Source organism: Kitasatospora sp. NPDC057940, assembly GCF_042887425.1.
Lineage (GTDB): Bacteria > Actinomycetota > Actinomycetes > Streptomycetales > Streptomycetaceae > Kitasatospora.
Genome location: NZ_JBHVPH010000002.1, coordinates 466,025 through 481,003, shown reverse-complemented (window position 1 = coordinate 481,003; position 14,979 = coordinate 466,025). Strand labels below are relative to the sequence as shown.

General features: G+C 72.9%; 16 protein-coding genes. 6 read left to right on the top strand and 10 right to left on the bottom strand.

Annotated features, from left to right (window positions below):
- The first annotated feature begins 240 nt into the window (after nt 1–240).
- Nucleotides 241–1,455: a serine hydrolase domain-containing protein gene (locus tag ACFVTF_RS05605; RefSeq protein ID WP_387809394.1), complete on the top strand. Its 1,215-nt coding sequence runs from the start codon at nt 241–243 to the stop codon at nt 1,453–1,455.
- A gap of 105 nt (nt 1,456–1,560) precedes the next feature.
- On the opposite strand, the gene ACFVTF_RS05600 is transcribed toward ACFVTF_RS05605, so the two are convergent.
- The 4 genes from ACFVTF_RS05600 to ACFVTF_RS05585 are packed head-to-tail and all read right to left on the bottom strand — an operon-like array spanning nt 1,561 to nt 5,033.
- On the bottom strand, nt 1,561–2,757 hold the full coding sequence (locus ACFVTF_RS05600) for an ABC transporter permease (protein ID WP_387809391.1): 1,197 nt from the start codon (nt 2,755–2,757) through the stop codon (nt 1,561–1,563).
- Nucleotides 2,754–3,464 (bottom strand): ABC transporter ATP-binding protein, encoded by a 711-nt coding sequence (locus ACFVTF_RS05595; RefSeq protein WP_387809389.1) that lies wholly within the window; start codon nt 3,462–3,464, stop codon nt 2,754–2,756. The genes ACFVTF_RS05600 and ACFVTF_RS05595 overlap by 4 nt, the downstream gene beginning before the upstream one ends.
- Nucleotides 3,461–4,552 (bottom strand): efflux RND transporter periplasmic adaptor subunit, encoded by a 1,092-nt coding sequence (locus ACFVTF_RS05590; protein ID WP_387809386.1) that lies wholly within the window; start codon nt 4,550–4,552, stop codon nt 3,461–3,463. Before ACFVTF_RS05590 ends, ACFVTF_RS05595 begins: the two co-directional genes overlap by 4 nt.
- A complete protein-coding gene (locus ACFVTF_RS05585; protein ID WP_387809383.1) occupies nt 4,542–5,033 on the bottom strand; it encodes a hypothetical protein in 492 nt (163 codons plus the stop codon). The genes ACFVTF_RS05590 and ACFVTF_RS05585 overlap by 11 nt, the downstream gene beginning before the upstream one ends.
- Nucleotides 5,034–5,187: 154 nt before the next feature.
- Here ACFVTF_RS05585 and ACFVTF_RS05580 point away from each other — a divergent pair, with 154 nt between their 5' ends.
- The 5 genes from ACFVTF_RS05580 to ACFVTF_RS05560 all read left to right on the top strand — a co-directional run bounded on the left by ACFVTF_RS05580 (nt 5,188) and on the right by ACFVTF_RS05560 (nt 10,093).
- Nucleotides 5,188–5,853: a response regulator transcription factor gene (locus tag ACFVTF_RS05580; protein WP_331742980.1), complete on the top strand. Its 666-nt coding sequence runs from the start codon at nt 5,188–5,190 to the stop codon at nt 5,851–5,853.
- Nucleotides 5,850–7,115 (top strand): sensor histidine kinase, encoded by a 1,266-nt coding sequence (locus tag ACFVTF_RS05575; protein WP_387809380.1) that lies wholly within the window; start codon nt 5,850–5,852, stop codon nt 7,113–7,115. The genes ACFVTF_RS05580 and ACFVTF_RS05575 overlap by 4 nt, the downstream gene beginning before the upstream one ends.
- 199 nt (nt 7,116–7,314) lie before the next feature.
- Complete coding sequence (locus ACFVTF_RS05570) at nt 7,315–8,010, top strand: response regulator (protein ID WP_387809377.1); 696 nt, start codon at nt 7,315–7,317, stop codon at nt 8,008–8,010.
- Nucleotides 8,007–9,608 (top strand): ATP-binding protein, encoded by a 1,602-nt coding sequence (locus ACFVTF_RS05565; RefSeq protein ID WP_387809374.1) that lies wholly within the window; start codon nt 8,007–8,009, stop codon nt 9,606–9,608. The genes ACFVTF_RS05570 and ACFVTF_RS05565 overlap by 4 nt, the downstream gene beginning before the upstream one ends.
- Entirely contained in the window at nt 9,605–10,093 is a 489-nt protein-coding gene (locus ACFVTF_RS05560) for a GerMN domain-containing protein (RefSeq protein WP_387809371.1), read from the top strand. The genes ACFVTF_RS05565 and ACFVTF_RS05560 overlap by 4 nt, the downstream gene beginning before the upstream one ends.
- Nucleotides 10,094–10,190: 97 nt before the next feature.
- On the opposite strand, the gene ACFVTF_RS05555 is transcribed toward ACFVTF_RS05560, so the two are convergent.
- The 6 genes from ACFVTF_RS05555 to ACFVTF_RS05530 all read right to left on the bottom strand — a co-directional run bounded on the left by ACFVTF_RS05555 (nt 10,191) and on the right by ACFVTF_RS05530 (nt 14,977).
- Nucleotides 10,191–11,441, bottom strand: coding sequence for an acyltransferase family protein (locus tag ACFVTF_RS05555; RefSeq protein ID WP_387809368.1), 1,251 nt, complete (start codon nt 11,439–11,441; stop codon nt 10,191–10,193).
- Between the two features lie 55 nt (nt 11,442–11,496).
- Nucleotides 11,497–12,324: an SGNH/GDSL hydrolase family protein gene (locus ACFVTF_RS05550; protein ID WP_387809365.1), complete on the bottom strand. Its 828-nt coding sequence runs from the start codon at nt 12,322–12,324 to the stop codon at nt 11,497–11,499.
- Between the two features lie 194 nt (nt 12,325–12,518).
- Nucleotides 12,519–12,719, bottom strand: coding sequence for a hypothetical protein (locus ACFVTF_RS05545; protein WP_331742991.1), 201 nt, complete (start codon nt 12,717–12,719; stop codon nt 12,519–12,521).
- Nucleotides 12,720–12,726: 7 nt separating this feature from the next.
- On the bottom strand, nt 12,727–13,476 hold the full coding sequence (locus ACFVTF_RS05540) for an SRPBCC family protein (RefSeq protein ID WP_387809362.1): 750 nt from the start codon (nt 13,474–13,476) through the stop codon (nt 12,727–12,729).
- Nucleotides 13,477–13,502: 26 nt separating this feature from the next.
- A complete protein-coding gene (locus tag ACFVTF_RS05535; protein ID WP_387809360.1) occupies nt 13,503–14,750 on the bottom strand; it encodes a cytochrome P450 in 1,248 nt (415 codons plus the stop codon).
- An 11-nt stretch (nt 14,751–14,761) separates the two neighbouring features.
- Nucleotides 14,762–14,977 (bottom strand): MbtH family protein, encoded by a 216-nt coding sequence (locus tag ACFVTF_RS05530; RefSeq protein WP_387809357.1) that lies wholly within the window; start codon nt 14,975–14,977, stop codon nt 14,762–14,764.
- Between the last annotated feature and the right edge of the window lie 2 nt (nt 14,978–14,979).

Here is a 14,979-nt window from a genome sequence, read left to right as displayed (position 1 = left end):
TTCCTTGCGCGGGCTCCTTGCGCGGCTCCTCGCGATGGTCAGGAAAGTATCCACCCGATGCCCGCATTGTTGCAATGGGAGCGCCCAGGTGTTGCATTCACCGGCAGTCACATTGCAAGGAAATCCGCCAACTGAGCTGCGATGATGCGTAACCGGCCATGGAGTTGATGTTGACGGTGTCGTGAATTCGCGGGAGCGTTCTCTCCGTCAACGGGAAACACCGCCGAAGGGGAACACGCCATGAGGACCACCGCCCGCGCCGCCGTCACCGCCCTGCTCACCGGGGCCGTGCTCGCCGCCACCGTCACCACCGCCGCACCGGTGTTCGCCGACCAGGCCACCGGGCAGGCGGGGCAGGCCGGGCAGCGGGACCGCCACCCGGGCGTGCAGTCCGTGCTCGACCGGGGCGTGACGACCGGTGGTCTCCCCGGCGCGGTCGCCGAGGTGCGGGACGGGCGCCACCGCTGGTTCGGCGACGCGGGCGTCGCCGACATCACCACCGGGCGGCCCCGCCAGGAGCAGGACCGGTTCCGGATCGGCAGCACCACCAAGACCTTCGTCTCCACCGTCGTGCTCCAGCTCGCCGCCGAGGGCCGGCTGAGCCTGGACGACAGCGTGGAGCACTGGCTGCCCGGTGTCCTCGACGCCCCCGGCTACCAGCCCGACCGGATCACCGTCCGGCAGTTGCTCAACCACACCAGCGGGGTCCCCAACTTCGCCATGGACGACGAGATCGGGAAGGAGTTCTGGCACGAGCCCTTCCTGCAGCACCGCTTCGACGACTTCACCCCCGAGCGGCTCGTCGGCATCGCCCGCGCCCACCGACCCGACTTCGCCCCCGGCACCGGCTGGACGTACTCCGACACCAACTACGTCCTCGCCGGGATGATCGTCGAACGGGCCTCCGGCAGCACCCTGGCCCAGCAGATCCGGCAGCGCATCACCGCCCCGCTCGGCCTCACCAGCACCTACGAGCCCGCCTCCGACGACGTCACCATCCACGGACCGCACGGGCGGGCGTACTCCCACCTCGGGTACACCGACCCGAACACTCCGGACCACGACGTGACCGAGCTGAGCCCGTCCTGGGGCTGGGCGTCCGGCGACATGATCTCCACCACCCGCGACCTCAACACCTTCTTCGCCGCCCTGCTGGGCGGACGACTGCTGCCGCCGGCCCAGCAGCAGGAGATGTTCACGATGATCCCGACGCCGGCGGACAAGTGGATCAAGGACACCGCCTACGGCCTGGGCGTCAGCTCCGTCAACCTGCCCTGCACCACCGTCTGGGGCATGGGCGGCGCCATCAACGGCTCGTGGACCTACACCTACGGCAGCCGGGACGGCCGCCACCTGCTCTCCACCAACGTCAACGGGGACTGGCTGAACGGCGGCAGCGGGCCGATCGACCTGTTCACCGACGAGCTGAAGGCGGAGTTCTGCCCGGGCTCCTGATCCGCCGGCCGGCCAGGTCCGGCCGATCGTGCCGGGCACGCGACGCGCCCCCAGCCTTCGACCGGGGGCGCCGCGGGCTGATCCGCCGAGATCGACCGGACAGGACTAGCCGGCGTGGAGGGCCAGCGTCGGGGAGAGCCGGGAGGCCCGGACGGCCGGGTAGAGGCCCGCGACCGTGCCGATGAGCAGGGTGGCGGCGAAGCCCCCGGTGACGGCCCACAAGGGGACCACCCAGGGCAGGCCGCCCGAGGCGGCGAAGGCGTAGGTGGCGGCCGCGCCCAGGGCCACGCCGGCCAGCCCGCCCAGTCCGGAGAGCAGGAGGGACTCCGTCACGAACTGGAGGCGGATCTGGCCCCTGGTGGCTCCCAAGGAGCGGCGCAGTCCGATCTCGTGGCGTCTCTCCAGCACTGAGATGATCATCGTGTTGGCGACTCCGACGCCGCCGACCAGGAGCGCCACCCCGCCCAGTCCGAGCAGCAGGTCGGTGAACGCCCCCTCGGTGGCGGCCTTGGCCTGGAGCGCCGAGGAGGGGTCGGTGACCTGCACGTTGTGCGGGTTCTGCGGGTCGACGGTGCGGGGGATCAGTGCGCGGACGGCGCCGACCGTCTGGTCCGTCGACCGTTCGTAGATCTGGGTCGGGTGGCCGTCGAAGCCCAGCAGCGCGCCAGCGCCCTCCCAGCCGACCAGGGCGGCCCGTTCGATCTCGGGGGCCAGCGGCAGCGGGTCGAGGATGCCGATGACGGTGAAGTACCGGCCGCCGATGTGGACCTGCTGGCCCGGGGCGGTGATGCCCAGGCGCTGGGCCGCGACATGCCCGAGCACCGTCGAGGGGTAGCGCCCGTTGGCCTCGTTGAGCCAGGTGCCCGAGCCGACCGCGCCGCGCACGACGTCCAGCAGTCCTTCGGTGGCGGCCTTCACGGTGAGGCCGCCGGTCTCGCCCTCGGGGATCTTCTCACTGCGCCTGACGGACTGCACCAGGTCCCCGGTCGCGCCGACCTGCTCGACCCCGGGGACGCGGCTCACCATGCCGATCGACTCCTTGGGCAGCTTCACCTTCTCGCCGAACAGTCCCTGGCCAGGGGAGGCCACCAGCAGATTGGTGCCCAACTGGTCCAGCTGGCGCAGGAGTTGAGCCTTGCTGGAGGAGGAGATGCCGACCACCGCGATCATGGTGGCGATGCCGATGGCGATGCCCAGCGCGGACAGCACCACCCGCAGCGGCCGGGTGCGCAGGCCGGCCGAGCCGACGTGGAGGACGTCGCGGGGGCCGAGCCGGGCCGGGGCCAGCCGGGTACGGCTCATCGCTCGCCACCCCGATCGGCCGGGGCGGCGGCGCCGGGGCGCAGATCCGCCACGACGCGGCCGTCGCGGATGCGGACCTGGCGCGGCAGGCTGTCGGCGATCTCGCCGTCGTGGGTGATCACCGCGATGGTGGCGCCCTCGGCGTTGAGGTCGTACAGCAGCTCCATCACCGCCTCGCTCGACGCGGAGTCCAGCGCGCCGGTCGGCTCGTCGGCCAGCAGCAGGTCCGGCTCGCCGACCACCGCCCGGGCGATGGCCACCCGCTGGCGCTGGCCGCCCGACAGCTCGTGCGGCCGGTGGTGCATCCGGTCCGCGAGCCCGACCCGTTCCAGGGCCAGGGCCGCGCGCCTTCGGCGCTGGGCGCGCGGCAGGCCCGAGTAGAGCAGGCCCTCGGCGACGTTGTCCCGGGCGCTGACCCCGGCCACCAGGTGGAAGGACTGGAAGACGAAGCCGATGTGCCGGGCGCGCAGCGCGGAGAGCCTGCGGTCCGACAGGGCGGCGACGTCGTGGCCCGCCAGGGTGACGGATCCGGCGCTGGGCCGGTCCAGGGTGCCGACGATGTGCAGCAGGGTCGACTTGCCCGACCCCGAGGGGCCGACGATGGCGAGCAGTTCGCCGCGTTCGATGCGCAGGTCCACCCCGTGCAGCGCCGTGACCCCGCCCGGGTACTCCTTGGCGACCTGGTTCAGCTCGACCACAGTGCTCATGACTTGGGCACCCCGACCTTCATTCCCTCGGCCAGGCCGCTCCCGCTGACCTCGACCCGGCCCTGTCCGAACATGCCGAGCTCGACCGGGATTTCGCGCACCTTCCCGTCCTCCACGATCTGGATGCCGAAGCCGCCGCCGGACAGCGCGAGCAGCGCGTTGACCGGTACGGTCAGCACGTCCTTGCGGACCTCGCCCTCGAGCTCGACGGTGACGGGCGCCTGGTCGAAGCCCTCCGCCTGCCCCGGGTCGTCGAAGACCACCCGGGCGGTGACCTTGGCGGGCTTGTCCTGGGAGCCCTGCTCCTTGCCGTCCTCACCGATGGTGCGGTCGACGGAGGCGACCTTGCCCTTGGCCCTGCCGCCGCCGGGCAGGTCGACCTCGACCCGGGTACCGGGCTTGGCGAGGTCGGCCCGGGAGACCTCGATCTTGATCTGCACCTGCCGTTCGGAGCCGGTGGCGGTGAGGACCGGCTTGCCGGGAGCGGCCTGGTCGCCGACGGCCGCGTCGTTCTTCTTGATCCGCACCGCGGCGGGCGAGAAGGCGATCTGCTCGGGGCCGATCTCGCCGCTCTGGGCCAGGCCGTGGGCCTTCTGCCAGCGCTTGACCGCCTCCGCCGTACCGGCGGTGAACTTCTCGTCCACGGCCAGCCCCTTGCCGTAGCCCAAGTCGCGGAGGTTCTCCTTCAGCTGCCTGACGTCCGGCCCCTCGTCTCCGGTCTTCAGCGTCCGGTACATCGGGCGCTCGCCGATCATGAGCCGGACCTTCCGGCCGTCGACCTCGTAGAGGACCCCGTCGCGTTTCACCACCGCGCCGGCCTCCGGGACCCAGGTGAGGGTGCCCGGCACACCGGCGTTGATCCGGCGCTCCTCGGCGTAGCCGAGGGTCCCGTCCACCCGGGTCCGGCTGCTCAGGTCCTGGCGCTCCACCGAGCCCGTGCCCGGCGGCAGCCCGTCCGCGCGGGCCACGCCGGCGTTGCCGGCGCCCCCGGTCTGCGAGAGGGCCGTGACCCCGCCCGCGAGCGTGACCGAGGTGGCCAGCACGGCGATCAGGTACGTCCGGCGGCTGCGCCCGCGCTCACTGCGCATTCTGACCACTGCACGTCTTGTTCGCCTGGTCGAACTTGTCCTTCTCGGCGCCCTCCGGGACCTTCATCGCCGATCCCGACATCGCCGAGTCGCCGTCGAACTTCGGGTCCGGCATGTCCACACCGTTACCGCGCATGCACCGGGCGAATTCGAGGGCCCTGTCCTTGTCGGCCTGCGACATCTTCGCGCCACCCCCGCCACCGGCTCCCCCGCAGGCCTTGAGGGCCTCCCCCATCTTGTCCTGGCCGCCCTCCAGGACCATGGCCCGCGGGTCCTGGCCCGGCTCGGGCTCCTTCACCTGCGCGCCGTGTTCGCGCAGGCACTTGCGGTGCTCGTAGGCCTGGTCCGCCGCCGCGCCCTGGCCCGACGAGTCCGAGCCGCCGCCCCCGCCGGAGCCCGTGACGCCTCCGCCACAGGCCGTGGCGAACAGCGCGATCCCCGCCACCAGCGCGGCCGCCGCGCCGTACCTGTGGTTCCGCATGTGGTTCCGCATGGAATTCCTCCGTGTCCGATGACGAGTGGCCGACCGCTCCGGCCACTTCGACCACGCAGAGGCTGGCACGCACCCGCATTTCGCCGCTGTCAGCCGAGACCTTTACGGCAACGAAAGGTGGCTTTCAGGTACACCTGGTGTCATGCGTGTACTGATCGTGGAGGACGAGGAATTCCTGGCGGACATGATCGCCGAGGGATTGCGGCGCGACGCCCTGGCCGTCGACGTCGTGTACAACGGCGCCGACGCGCTGGAGCGGCTGAGGCTCACCGACTACGCCGTGCTCGTGCTCGACCGCGACCTGCCCGGGGCGCACGGCGACGAGGTGTGCCAGAGCGTCGTCGAGCAGCGACTGCTGACCCGGGTGCTGATGCTCACCGCCTCCGGTACCGTTCGCGACCGCGTCGACGGCCTGGACCTGGGCGCGGACGACTACCTCACCAAGCCGTTCGCCTACGAGGAACTGCTGGCCCGGGTCCTGGCGCTCGGCCGCCGCACCCACCCCGCCCTCCCGCCGGTCATCGAACGCGCCGGCATCACCCTCGACACCGCCCGCCGCCAGGCCTTCCGGGAAGGCCGCTACCTCGCCCTGTCCCGCAAGGAGTTCGGCGTCCTGGAGGTACTGATGCAGGCCGAGGGCGCCGTCGTCTGCGGCGAGGACCTGATCGAGCAGGTGTGGGAGCAGAACATGGGATACCGCACCAACGCGGTCCGGGTCGTCCTCAGCAAACTCCGCGCCAAGCTCGGCGAGCCCTCGGTCATCGACACCGTGCCCGGCCACGGCTACCGCATCGGCGCCCCGGCATGAGGCGCATCGCCCCGGCCGCCCTGAACCGCCTTCCCCTGCCCGGCAGACCACGCCCGCGGCTGCCGGGCGGGGAACGGGGCCGGCTGACCATGCTCTACGGCGGGCTGCTCGTCCTCGCCGGGGCCATGCTCATCTTCCTGGTCAACTTCCTGGTCCGGGAGAACCTGTACACCTCGATCAGCACGGCCGTCGCCGTCGAACCGCGACTGGCCACGCTGGGGACCCCGGGCCCCTCCGCGGCGCAAACCCTCACGGTGGGAACCGCCGCACCCGCGAACGCTCTCCCCGGAACCACCGCCGCCGACGGCGGACAGTCCCACTTCCAGGCCGTCAAGGTCGTCACCCAGGCCGCCGAGCAGGCAGCCCAGAACCAGCTGCTGACCGTCTCCCTGATCGCTCTGGCCGCCTTCGCCGTCATCTCGGCGGCGCTCGCCTGGTGGATGTCGGGGCGGGTGCTGCGCCCGGTGTCGGTGATCACCAACACGGCGCGGCGGCTCTCGGGCGAGAACCTGCACGAACGGATCGCCCTCGACGCACCCCCGGGCGAGCTCAAACAGCTCGCCGACACCTTCGACGCCATGCTCGACCGCATGGAACAACTGGTGGGCGCGCAGCAGCGGTTCGCGGCCAACGCCGCGCACGAACTGCGGACCCCGCTCGCGGTGCAGCGGGCCGCGGCCGAAATCGGGCTGGCCACCGAGGACCCGGCCGCCGTCGCCCGGGTCCGCCGCAAACTGATCGAGGTCTCCGAGAGCAGCGAACGGCTCATCGAGGGCCTGCTGTTGCTGTCCGTCTCCGACCAGAGGCTGGACCGCCGCGAACCGGTCGCACTGGACCAACTGGCCAGCACCGTGGCCGCCGAGTACGCCGCCTCGCAGGAGGCCCGGGAGAACCGCGTCACCGTCCGGGCCGACACCGCCCCCGTGTCCGTCGAGGGTGACCCGGTGCTGCTGGCACACCTGGTGCGCAACCTGGTCGGCAACGCCCTGCGCTACAACCACGACGGCGGCCGGGTCGAGGTCGGCGTGCACGACGGTGTCCTGGAGGTCGCCAACACCGGCCCCCAGGTGCCTCCGGAGACCGTCCCCTACCTCTTCGAGCCCTTCCGCCGCCTCCGGGAGCGCCGGCACAGCCCGGGTGAGGGCGCGGGCCTGGGCCTGTCCATCGTCACCTCCATCGCGCGCGCCCACCACGCCGCCGTCACCGCCGTCCCCGGCGACACGGGCGGACTGCGGGTCCGGGTCGAGTTCCCCACGGCCTGACCCGACCGCCCGGGGGCCGGGGCGCGAGGCCCTCCCGTGCAGTGCCTTCCGTTCGGCACAGTCGGCCACCGCGACGGGAACCACCGTCCGTCGCGCGGTTTCCGGGCCTGTGAGCCGCGTATGAGCGTTCTGCAACAACCTCGCCGATCCCTGCCCCCACGGCCCCCTGCGCAGATCGGAGGGCCCGATACTGGTGGATATGTCACAGGTACTGCTGATCGAGGACGACGCGTCGGTGCGCGAGGCGCTGGCCCTGGGCCTGCGCCGCCAGGGCCACGAGGTACGGATGGCCGCCACCGGCGAGGAGGGCCTGGAACAGGCGTTCCGAGAGCCTCCGGAGATCGTGGTGCTGGATCTGATGCTGCCCGGGATCGACGGCTTCGAGGTGTGCCGACGGCTGCGCGCACACGGGAGTCTCCCAGTGATCATGCTGACCGCGCGGGGGGACGACATCGACACCGTCCTCGGCCTGGAGTACGGGGCCGACGACTACGTGGTCAAACCCGCGCAGTCCAGGGTCCTCGACGCCCGGATCAAGGCCGTCCTGCGCCGCACCACCCACGTGTCCCCCGCGCCCGGGGTCGCCGAGCCGGTGCGGGAGGTGCACGGCGACCTGGTGCTGGACCGGGCCGCACTGACCGTCGCCAAACGCGGCACCCCGCTGCCCCTGGCACCCGGCGAGCTGCGCCTGCTGCTGGAGCTGTCCGCCGCGCCGGGCCGGGTCTTCAGCCGGGAACAGCTGCTGGACTCCGTCTGGGGCCTGGGCCGCCAGGAGGACATCCGCCTGGTCGACGCCGGGGTGAACCGGCTGCGCGCAAAGCTGGAGGACAACCCGTCCACGCCCCGCTACCTCCAGACCGTGCGCGGATTCGGCTACCGGTTCGGACCCCTGTGACCACCCCGCCGCACCCACCGGAGCACCCCTCCGCCGAAACCCGCACGCGCGACGCCGCGGACGGCACCGCCCGTGCCGACGACCGGCCGGACCGCGCCGACGCCTCCCACCTCCTCCGGTGGCGCCGGGCCGTCCTGGGGCTGCGCCCGCGGATGCTCGCCGCGTTCGTCGCCACCGCCGCCGTCAGCGCCCTGGCCACCTCCGCACTCACCTACCAGGCCGCCACCGGCTCCACCCTCGACCTGACCCAGGACACCGCCCTGGACGAGCTGCGCCGCCGCGTCGACGTCCTGGCCCCCGCCCTGCCCTTCCCCCCGACCCAGGCCGAACTCGACCGCCTGGCCCTGCGGCTCTCGGGCACCGGCGGCTTCCGCGACTGGCACGTCCTGGCCCGCTACGGCGCCGCCCACTCCGAGTGGACCGCCGCCGTCACCGTCCCGGCCGCCCTCCAGGACACCGTCGGCTCGGGCCACGGCGCCTTCCAGCGGTTCACCGCCGACGGGCACTCCTGGCTCGCGGTCGGCGTCCCCGTCACCCACACCGCCCACACCACCGCCGGCCCCGCCGCCACCGCCAGCACCGCCGCAAGAGCCGGCGACCTGTCCGGGCTGACCGTCTACGCCCTCCTGCCCCTGGACCGCGAACAGGAGGCCACCAGCACACTGCTGGCCGCCGCCACCGGCGCCGGCGCGTTCGCCGCCGTCCTGGCCGCCGGCCTCGCCCTGCTCGCCACCCGCCAGGTCCTGCGCCCCGTCCGCGCCCTGGGCGACGCCGCCCAGGCCCTCGCCCAAGGACGGCTCGACACCCGCCTCGCCGTCTCCGGTCACGACGAACTCGCCCAGCTGTCCAAGACGTTCAACCACACCGCCCGCACCCTCCAGGGCACCATCGAGGAGCTGCGGGCGGTCGAGAGCCAGGGCCGCCGGTTCGCCGCCGACGTCTCCCACGAACTGCGCACCCCGCTGGCCGCCATGGCCGCCGTCACCGACATCCTCGACGAGGACGCCGAACACCTGCCCGCCGACACCGCGACCGCCCTGCGCATGATCAGCAACGAGACCGGACGCCTCACCCGCCTGGTCAACGACCTCATCGAGATCTCCCGCATGGACGCCGGCGCCGCCCCGCTGCGCACCGAGGACGTGGACGCCGCAGAAGCCGTACGCGCCACCCTCGACCTGCGCGGCTGGAGCGACCGGGTCGAGCTGGACCTGCCCGCCGCCCTGCCCGTCCGCCTGGACGCGCGCCGCTTCGACGTCATCGTCGCCAACCTGGCCGGCAACGCCCTGCGCCACGGCCGGCCGCCCGTACGCCTCAGCCTCACCACCCGTGGCCCGAGGCCGGAATCCGACCTGGTGCTGACCGTCACCGACCGGGGCCCGGGCATCCCGCCCGCCGAACTCCCGCACCTGTTCGACCGCTTCTACAAGGCCGACAGGGCCCGCACCCGCTCCGAGGGCAGCGGGCTCGGCCTGGCCATCGCCCAGGAGAACGCCCGCCTGCACGGCGGCTTCATCGAGGCCGCCAACGCCCCCGGCAGCGGCGCGGTGTTCACCCTCGTCCTGCCCCGCGGACCCCTGACGAAGGACGCCCCATGACCATCCGCCTCCGCGCGATCGCCGCAGCGGCGCTGCTCCTCACGGCCTGCGGCTGCGCGATCCCCGACACGGCCGGCGCGGTGAAGTCGGGCAAACCCGCCACCGGGATCGAGCCCGGCACCCGGCTGTACTTCCTCAGCCCCCAGGGAATCCGTCTGACGATCAGACCGGGCACCGAACGCGAAGGCCTCCAGCAGACCCTGGACACCCTCATGACAGGCCCCACCCAGACGGAGCAGCACACCGGTCTCGGCACCGCCCTGCCCGCCTCCGGCAAGGTCACCGCCGCCGCCGGCGAGGACGGCACCGTCACGCTGCGCCTGTCCTGGCCGACCTCCGCACTGAGCCCCTACGCCATCCAGCAGCTGGTCTGCACCGCCGAGGACGCCCCCGCGACCACCGCGACCGCCCCCCGGATCGCCGTGGTCAGCAGCGACGCCCCCGGACCGGTCTTCGCGCAGTGCGACCTCCACCACACCGGCTGAGTCCGACGGCCCGCCTGCCCGCCCGCCATGGTCCGGGACAGGTCCCGGGGCCCGGCCCAAACGGACGCAGGCACAGCGCGGATCCGGCCACCGCGCCTCAGGGAAGGGACAGTTGGGTGACGTCCACGACGACACCCGACGCCGTCGGCGCGATCAGCGACAGCACCAGCCACAGCGCGGCGAGCGCGGCCAGCGTGCCCACGGCTGCCAGGACCCCGGGGCGGCCGTGGGCCCAGCGGGCCCGGTAGCGGACAGGGTCCTCCAGCAGCGCCTTCGAGCATGCCGCGACCGCCACCGCCAGCCCGCCCAGCCACAGGGTCCGAACCCAGCCGTCCAGGCGGGGGCCAGCGTGGTCCAGGAGCAGGATCAGCGGCCAGTGCCACAGGTACAGGCCGTACGAGAGCCCGCCCAGTACCGTCAGCGGGCGCCAGCTCAGCACCCTGCCCAGCGGGGACGCCGGGGCGTGCGCGAGCAGGGCGATCAGCGCGGCCGCCGCCGCCGAGTGCAGCAGCAACCCGCCGCGGAACAGGACGAGCTGCCCCGTCCCCGAGGCCAGCGCCCACCCGGCGGCCAGCAGGCCCGCCGGGACCAGCGCCAGCCGGCCCGCGGCGGGCCCCGGCAACCGCGCCACCCGCAGCCGCACCGCCGGAGTGGCCGCGAGCGCGCCGAGCAGCAGGGCGAACACGCGGGTGTCGGTGCCCTCGTAGACACGGGTGGCGTCCATCGGGTCGACGAGCAGCGCCATCAGCGCCGCGGACACCAGCGCACCGACCAGCGCCACGCCGGCCACCGCACCGGCCGCCGCGCCGACACCCGCGGCCCGGCGCAGCCGCAGCAGAAGCAGCACCAGCGGTGGCCACAGCAGGTAGAACTGCTCCTCCACCGCGATGCTCCACAGGTGGGTGAACACCCGGGTCGGGTTCGCCTGGAAGTAGCCGACCTGCGCGTCGATGAAATGCCAGTTCGCGAGGTTGGCCACCACCCAGGGGGCGTCCTGGTGCGCGAAGCGGGCCATGGCCGCCGTGCCCAGCACGGAGGCCAGCACCATCGCCGAGCCCAGGGCCAGGGCGAGGGCGGGCATCAGCCGCCTGGCCCGGCGGCCCCAGAAGGCCGCCAGGTCGATCCGGCCGCCGTTCTCCCCGGCCTCCCTCAGCAACAGCCCCGTGATGAGGAAGCCGGAGAGCACGAAGAACAGGTCGACCCCGAGGAACCCGCCGGGGAAGTCCCCGAGGTGGAACAGGAGGACCCCGAGGACGGCCAGCCCGCGCAGGCCGTCCAGGGCCGGGACATGGGAGCGGCGGGACCCGGAGCGCGCGATGAGCCCCGGGCCCGGCCGGCGGCGGGGCACGCGCGCGTTCCGCCGCCGGCCCGCCGTCGAGGCGGTCTTCATCCCGGACACCGGCTCAGGCGCAGTTCAGCTGGGCGAACACGTCCGACCTGGTCCAGTCGCCGTTGGCCCAGCTCTTGGGATCGGCGGGCGAGAACCCGGCCAGCTTGCCCACCTCGGTGGTGAACCACTGCGCGAACTTCGCCGTGCCCTGCTGGCAGGAGTGCGTCCTGTCGTTCGAACGCTGTGCCTGCGGGGCCTTGAAGTCGGTGCCCCACAGGGCGGAGGCGTCGAGGAAGAAGGCATCGCCGGGGTGCGCGGCGACGGCCGCCTTGGCCGCCCCCGGAGCGGACTCGATGTCGGCCTTGTGCGGGGCGTAGAAGTCATCGCCCGTGTCGAACGGAGGAGTGGTGACGATCACCAGACGGGCACCCGCGGCCTTGACCGTGCCGATCAGCTTCTCGTACGCCTGCTGCTGCACCTGCGGGCTGCCCCAATCATAGGTGGTGATCTGGTAGGCCACCAGGTCGGGGCGAACCGACGCGAGCCGGGAGGCGATGTCGCCGCTGGACATCGCAACCGGCCCGACCGCCGCGCCGCCGCCGTCGGCGGCGATGGAGGTGAGCTCGATACCGGTGGACTTGAGCGCGGCGGCCAGCGGCTGGGCCTGCCCGACGGCGATGGAGTCCCCCATCCACAGGATCCTTGAGGGCTTCTTCAGCCCTTCGGCCTCGGCCTTCGCCGGCCCCGGGCCACCCCCGTCCTCGGCCGGGGAGCTTCCGCAGGAGGTCAGGGCGAGGACGGCGGCGAGGACGGCCGCGCAGAGGACGCCGCCCCGGCGCAGGCCGCGGCCAACGGAGGGGGTGCCGTGGTGGTTACGGGGCGTTCGGTGTTCGTAGGTCATGAGGAAGACGCTAGGAGGCCGTTTTTCGCGCCGTTTGACCGTTGTGTCACCGCGGTTCGACGGCCTCATGAGCATCCCGTAACCGACGTCCCCGAGGTGCGTGTGCCGTCAACTCCGGCCCGGGGCGGCGAGGCCGGTGCCGGTCGGGAGCGGTGGCTTCCGGCCGGCACCGGCCTCGTGAGGGGCCAGGAGGTCTACCAGCGGCGGGTCGGCGGTGCCGGGTCGAGCTTGGCGGCGAGCGCGGAGAGGAAGGTCGGGAGCTTGTCGACCATGGCCTTGGGGACCGGGGTGGTCTGGACGCCGCCCCGCCTCACGTCCTCGACGACGAGCGTGTAGGTGCCGTTCTCCTCGACGAGTTCGGCGGCGTAGAGCAGTGTTTGCCTTGAGGTTTCCATCGGGGACCTAGGCTCGGGTGTCGTTGAGCCAGGCGGTCCACGCCGCGGTGGCCCGCTGTTCGTCGGTGTCCTCGGCGAACAGGTGGTGGCCGAGCCAGATCGGCACGTTCCAGGTGCTGCCGTTGAAGAACCGGTAGAGCGCGTCCGGGCCGCGCAGACCGAGGAAGTCGGTGCTGAGCCAGTCCACGACCACCTCCTCCGGAGGGCCGTCCGTCCCCGGGAGGTGGAGCGGCACCCGGTCGCCGACGGCCGCGTCGTCGGCGAGGCCGAGGCGGCGGCGCAGCGCGGCGAAGTCGGCCGGGTCGGCGGTGGGTTCGGGGCGCTGGGCCCTGACGTAGACGGCGGGGCGGCCGGCGAAGTGGCGCAGGTACTCGGCGAGGCCGTGCTGGTAGAAGTCGACGTGCTTCTCGGCCACGTCCGACTTGGCGTCCCACCTCCAGGCCTCGTCGACGATGCCCGTGTGCACCCAGTGGATCCCCATCCGCAGGTGGCTCGTTCCGCCGTCGGCGGGCTCGATGCGGTAGCTGAGCGTGTTGGAGAAGCCGCCGTCCTGGGTCGCCCGGACGGCGAAGTGGTGCGGCGGTTCCCAGGCGACGACGGTGGAGTCGCCCCGGGTGGCCTTTCCGCCGACGCGCGGCTCGACCTCCATCGGGTACAGCCAGCCCAGGTTGCCGGCGCCGGTGGCGACGGCGGCCCAGACCTGTTCGGGTGTGGCCGGCAGGTCCTGTTCCCGGCGGACCTCGAATTCTCGGGCCATGGTCGGTGCTCCTTCGTCTTCGTTCATCAGTAGGTGAGCGGGAGGGCGTTCAGCCGGCGTTGCAGCGGGTTGGGCCGCCAGTCGAGCGCTGCGCCGTCGGCCAGCCGCAGTTCGGGCAGCCGGCGGACCAGCGTGCCGACGGCCACCTCCGCCTGGAGCTTGGCGAGCGGGCCGCCGAGACAGAAGTGCGGGCCGTGGCCGAAGCTCAGGTGCCGGTTGCCGGGGCGGGTCAGGTCGAGCCGGTCGGGGTCCTCGAAGCGCTCGGGGTCGCGGTTGGTCGCGCCGAGGAACAGGTACACCAGCTCGCCCTCGCGCAGCAGTTGGCCGCCGATCTCCAGGTCCTGCGCGACGACCCGGACGATCGCCTGGGTCACCGTGTCGTAGCGGGCCAGTTCCTCGACGGCGCCGCGGATCAGCCCCGGGTCCGCGCGCAGCCGGGCCAGTTGGTCGGGGTGGCGCAGCAGGGCCAGGACGCCGTTGCCGATCAGGTGGGTGGTGGTCTCGTCGCCTGCGGTGATCAGGACGAAGCAGGTGGAGAGCAGTTCGGAGTCGGTGAGCCGGTCGTCCTGCGCCTGGGTGGCGACCAGGGCGCTGATCAGGTCGTCGCCCGGTTCACGCCGGCGCTGCCGGATGAGCCCAGACAGGTACTCCTCGTACTGCCCGATCGCCTCCTCGGACTTGTCGATGTCCTCGCCCAGCCGCCCGAAGCGGTGGAACCAGCTCTTGACCTGGGGCCGGTCCCCGTCCGGGATGCCGAAGAGCTCGCAGACGGCGGACATCGGCAGTGGGGAGGCGACCGCTTCGATCAGGTCCATGGTCGGCCCGGCCGCGACCGCCTCGTCGATGAGCCGGTCGACGATCCGCTGGACGCCGTCGCGCAGGGCTTCGACGCGCCGGGCGGTGAACGCCCGGTTGGCCAGCTTGCGCAGCCGGGCGTGGTCCGGCGGGTCGGTGTTGGTCATCACCCGGCCGAGCCGGTCGGCGAGCCGGCTGAGGGCCTTCAGGTCGCCGCCCAGGCCGCCGTAGGCGCGGGTCATCCGGTCCCGGTCGTTGGACAGCCGCAGGTCGCCGAGCGCCGTCTCGACGTCGGCGTACCGGGTGAGGTACCAGATGCCCTGGGCGCTGCGGTGGACCGGGCTCTCGCGCCGCATGCGGGCGTAGAACGGGTACGGGTCCCGCCGGGCCTCGGGGGTGAGCAGGCCAGCGGCGAGGTCGTGGGCCGGGGCGGGGCCCGCCGTGGGGCGGGCCTCGTCCGTGGTGTCGGTCAGGTTCACTGCGGGCCGCGCTACCGCTGGGCTTCCATGGCGTCGGCGAGGCTCCTGGGCCGCATGTCGGTCCAGGACTTCTCGACGTACTCCAGGCAGGCGGCGTTGGTGTCGGGGCCGTGGACGACGGTCCAGCCGGCCGGGACGTCCGCGAACTGCGGCCAGAGCGAGTGCTGGTTCTCGTCGTTGACGAGCACGAGGAAGGTGGCGTCCTGGTCGTCGAAGGGGTTGGTCATGG

Excerpts from the sequence above, each read along its gene's own strand:
- ACFVTF_RS05575 (WP_387809380.1), top strand. The coding sequence starts at position 5,850 with ATGAGGCGCATCGCCCCGGCCGCCCTGAACCGCCTTCCCCTGCCCGGC.
- ACFVTF_RS05590 (WP_387809386.1), bottom strand. The coding sequence starts at position 4,552 with ATGCGCAGTGAGCGCGGGCGCAGCCGCCGGACGTACCTGATCGCCGTG.
- ACFVTF_RS05550 (WP_387809365.1), bottom strand. The coding sequence starts at position 12,324 with ATGACCTACGAACACCGAACGCCCCGTAACCACCACGGCACCCCCTCC.
- ACFVTF_RS05560 (WP_387809371.1), top strand. The coding sequence starts at position 9,605 with ATGACCATCCGCCTCCGCGCGATCGCCGCAGCGGCGCTGCTCCTCACG.
- ACFVTF_RS05545 (WP_331742991.1), bottom strand. The coding sequence starts at position 12,719 with ATGGAAACCTCAAGGCAAACACTGCTCTACGCCGCCGAACTCGTCGAG.
- ACFVTF_RS05580 (WP_331742980.1), top strand. The coding sequence starts at position 5,188 with ATGCGTGTACTGATCGTGGAGGACGAGGAATTCCTGGCGGACATGATC.
- ACFVTF_RS05585 (WP_387809383.1), bottom strand. The coding sequence starts at position 5,033 with ATGCGGAACCACAGGTACGGCGCGGCGGCCGCGCTGGTGGCGGGGATC.
- ACFVTF_RS05530 (WP_387809357.1), bottom strand. The coding sequence starts at position 14,977 with ATGACCAACCCCTTCGACGACCAGGACGCCACCTTCCTCGTGCTCGTC.
- ACFVTF_RS05595 (WP_387809389.1), bottom strand. The coding sequence starts at position 3,464 with ATGAGCACTGTGGTCGAGCTGAACCAGGTCGCCAAGGAGTACCCGGGC.
- ACFVTF_RS05605 (WP_387809394.1), top strand. The coding sequence starts at position 241 with ATGAGGACCACCGCCCGCGCCGCCGTCACCGCCCTGCTCACCGGGGCC.
- ACFVTF_RS05600 (WP_387809391.1), bottom strand. The coding sequence starts at position 2,757 with ATGAGCCGTACCCGGCTGGCCCCGGCCCGGCTCGGCCCCCGCGACGTC.
- ACFVTF_RS05540 (WP_387809362.1), bottom strand. The coding sequence starts at position 13,476 with ATGGCCCGAGAATTCGAGGTCCGCCGGGAACAGGACCTGCCGGCCACA.
- ACFVTF_RS05570 (WP_387809377.1), top strand. The coding sequence starts at position 7,315 with ATGTCACAGGTACTGCTGATCGAGGACGACGCGTCGGTGCGCGAGGCG.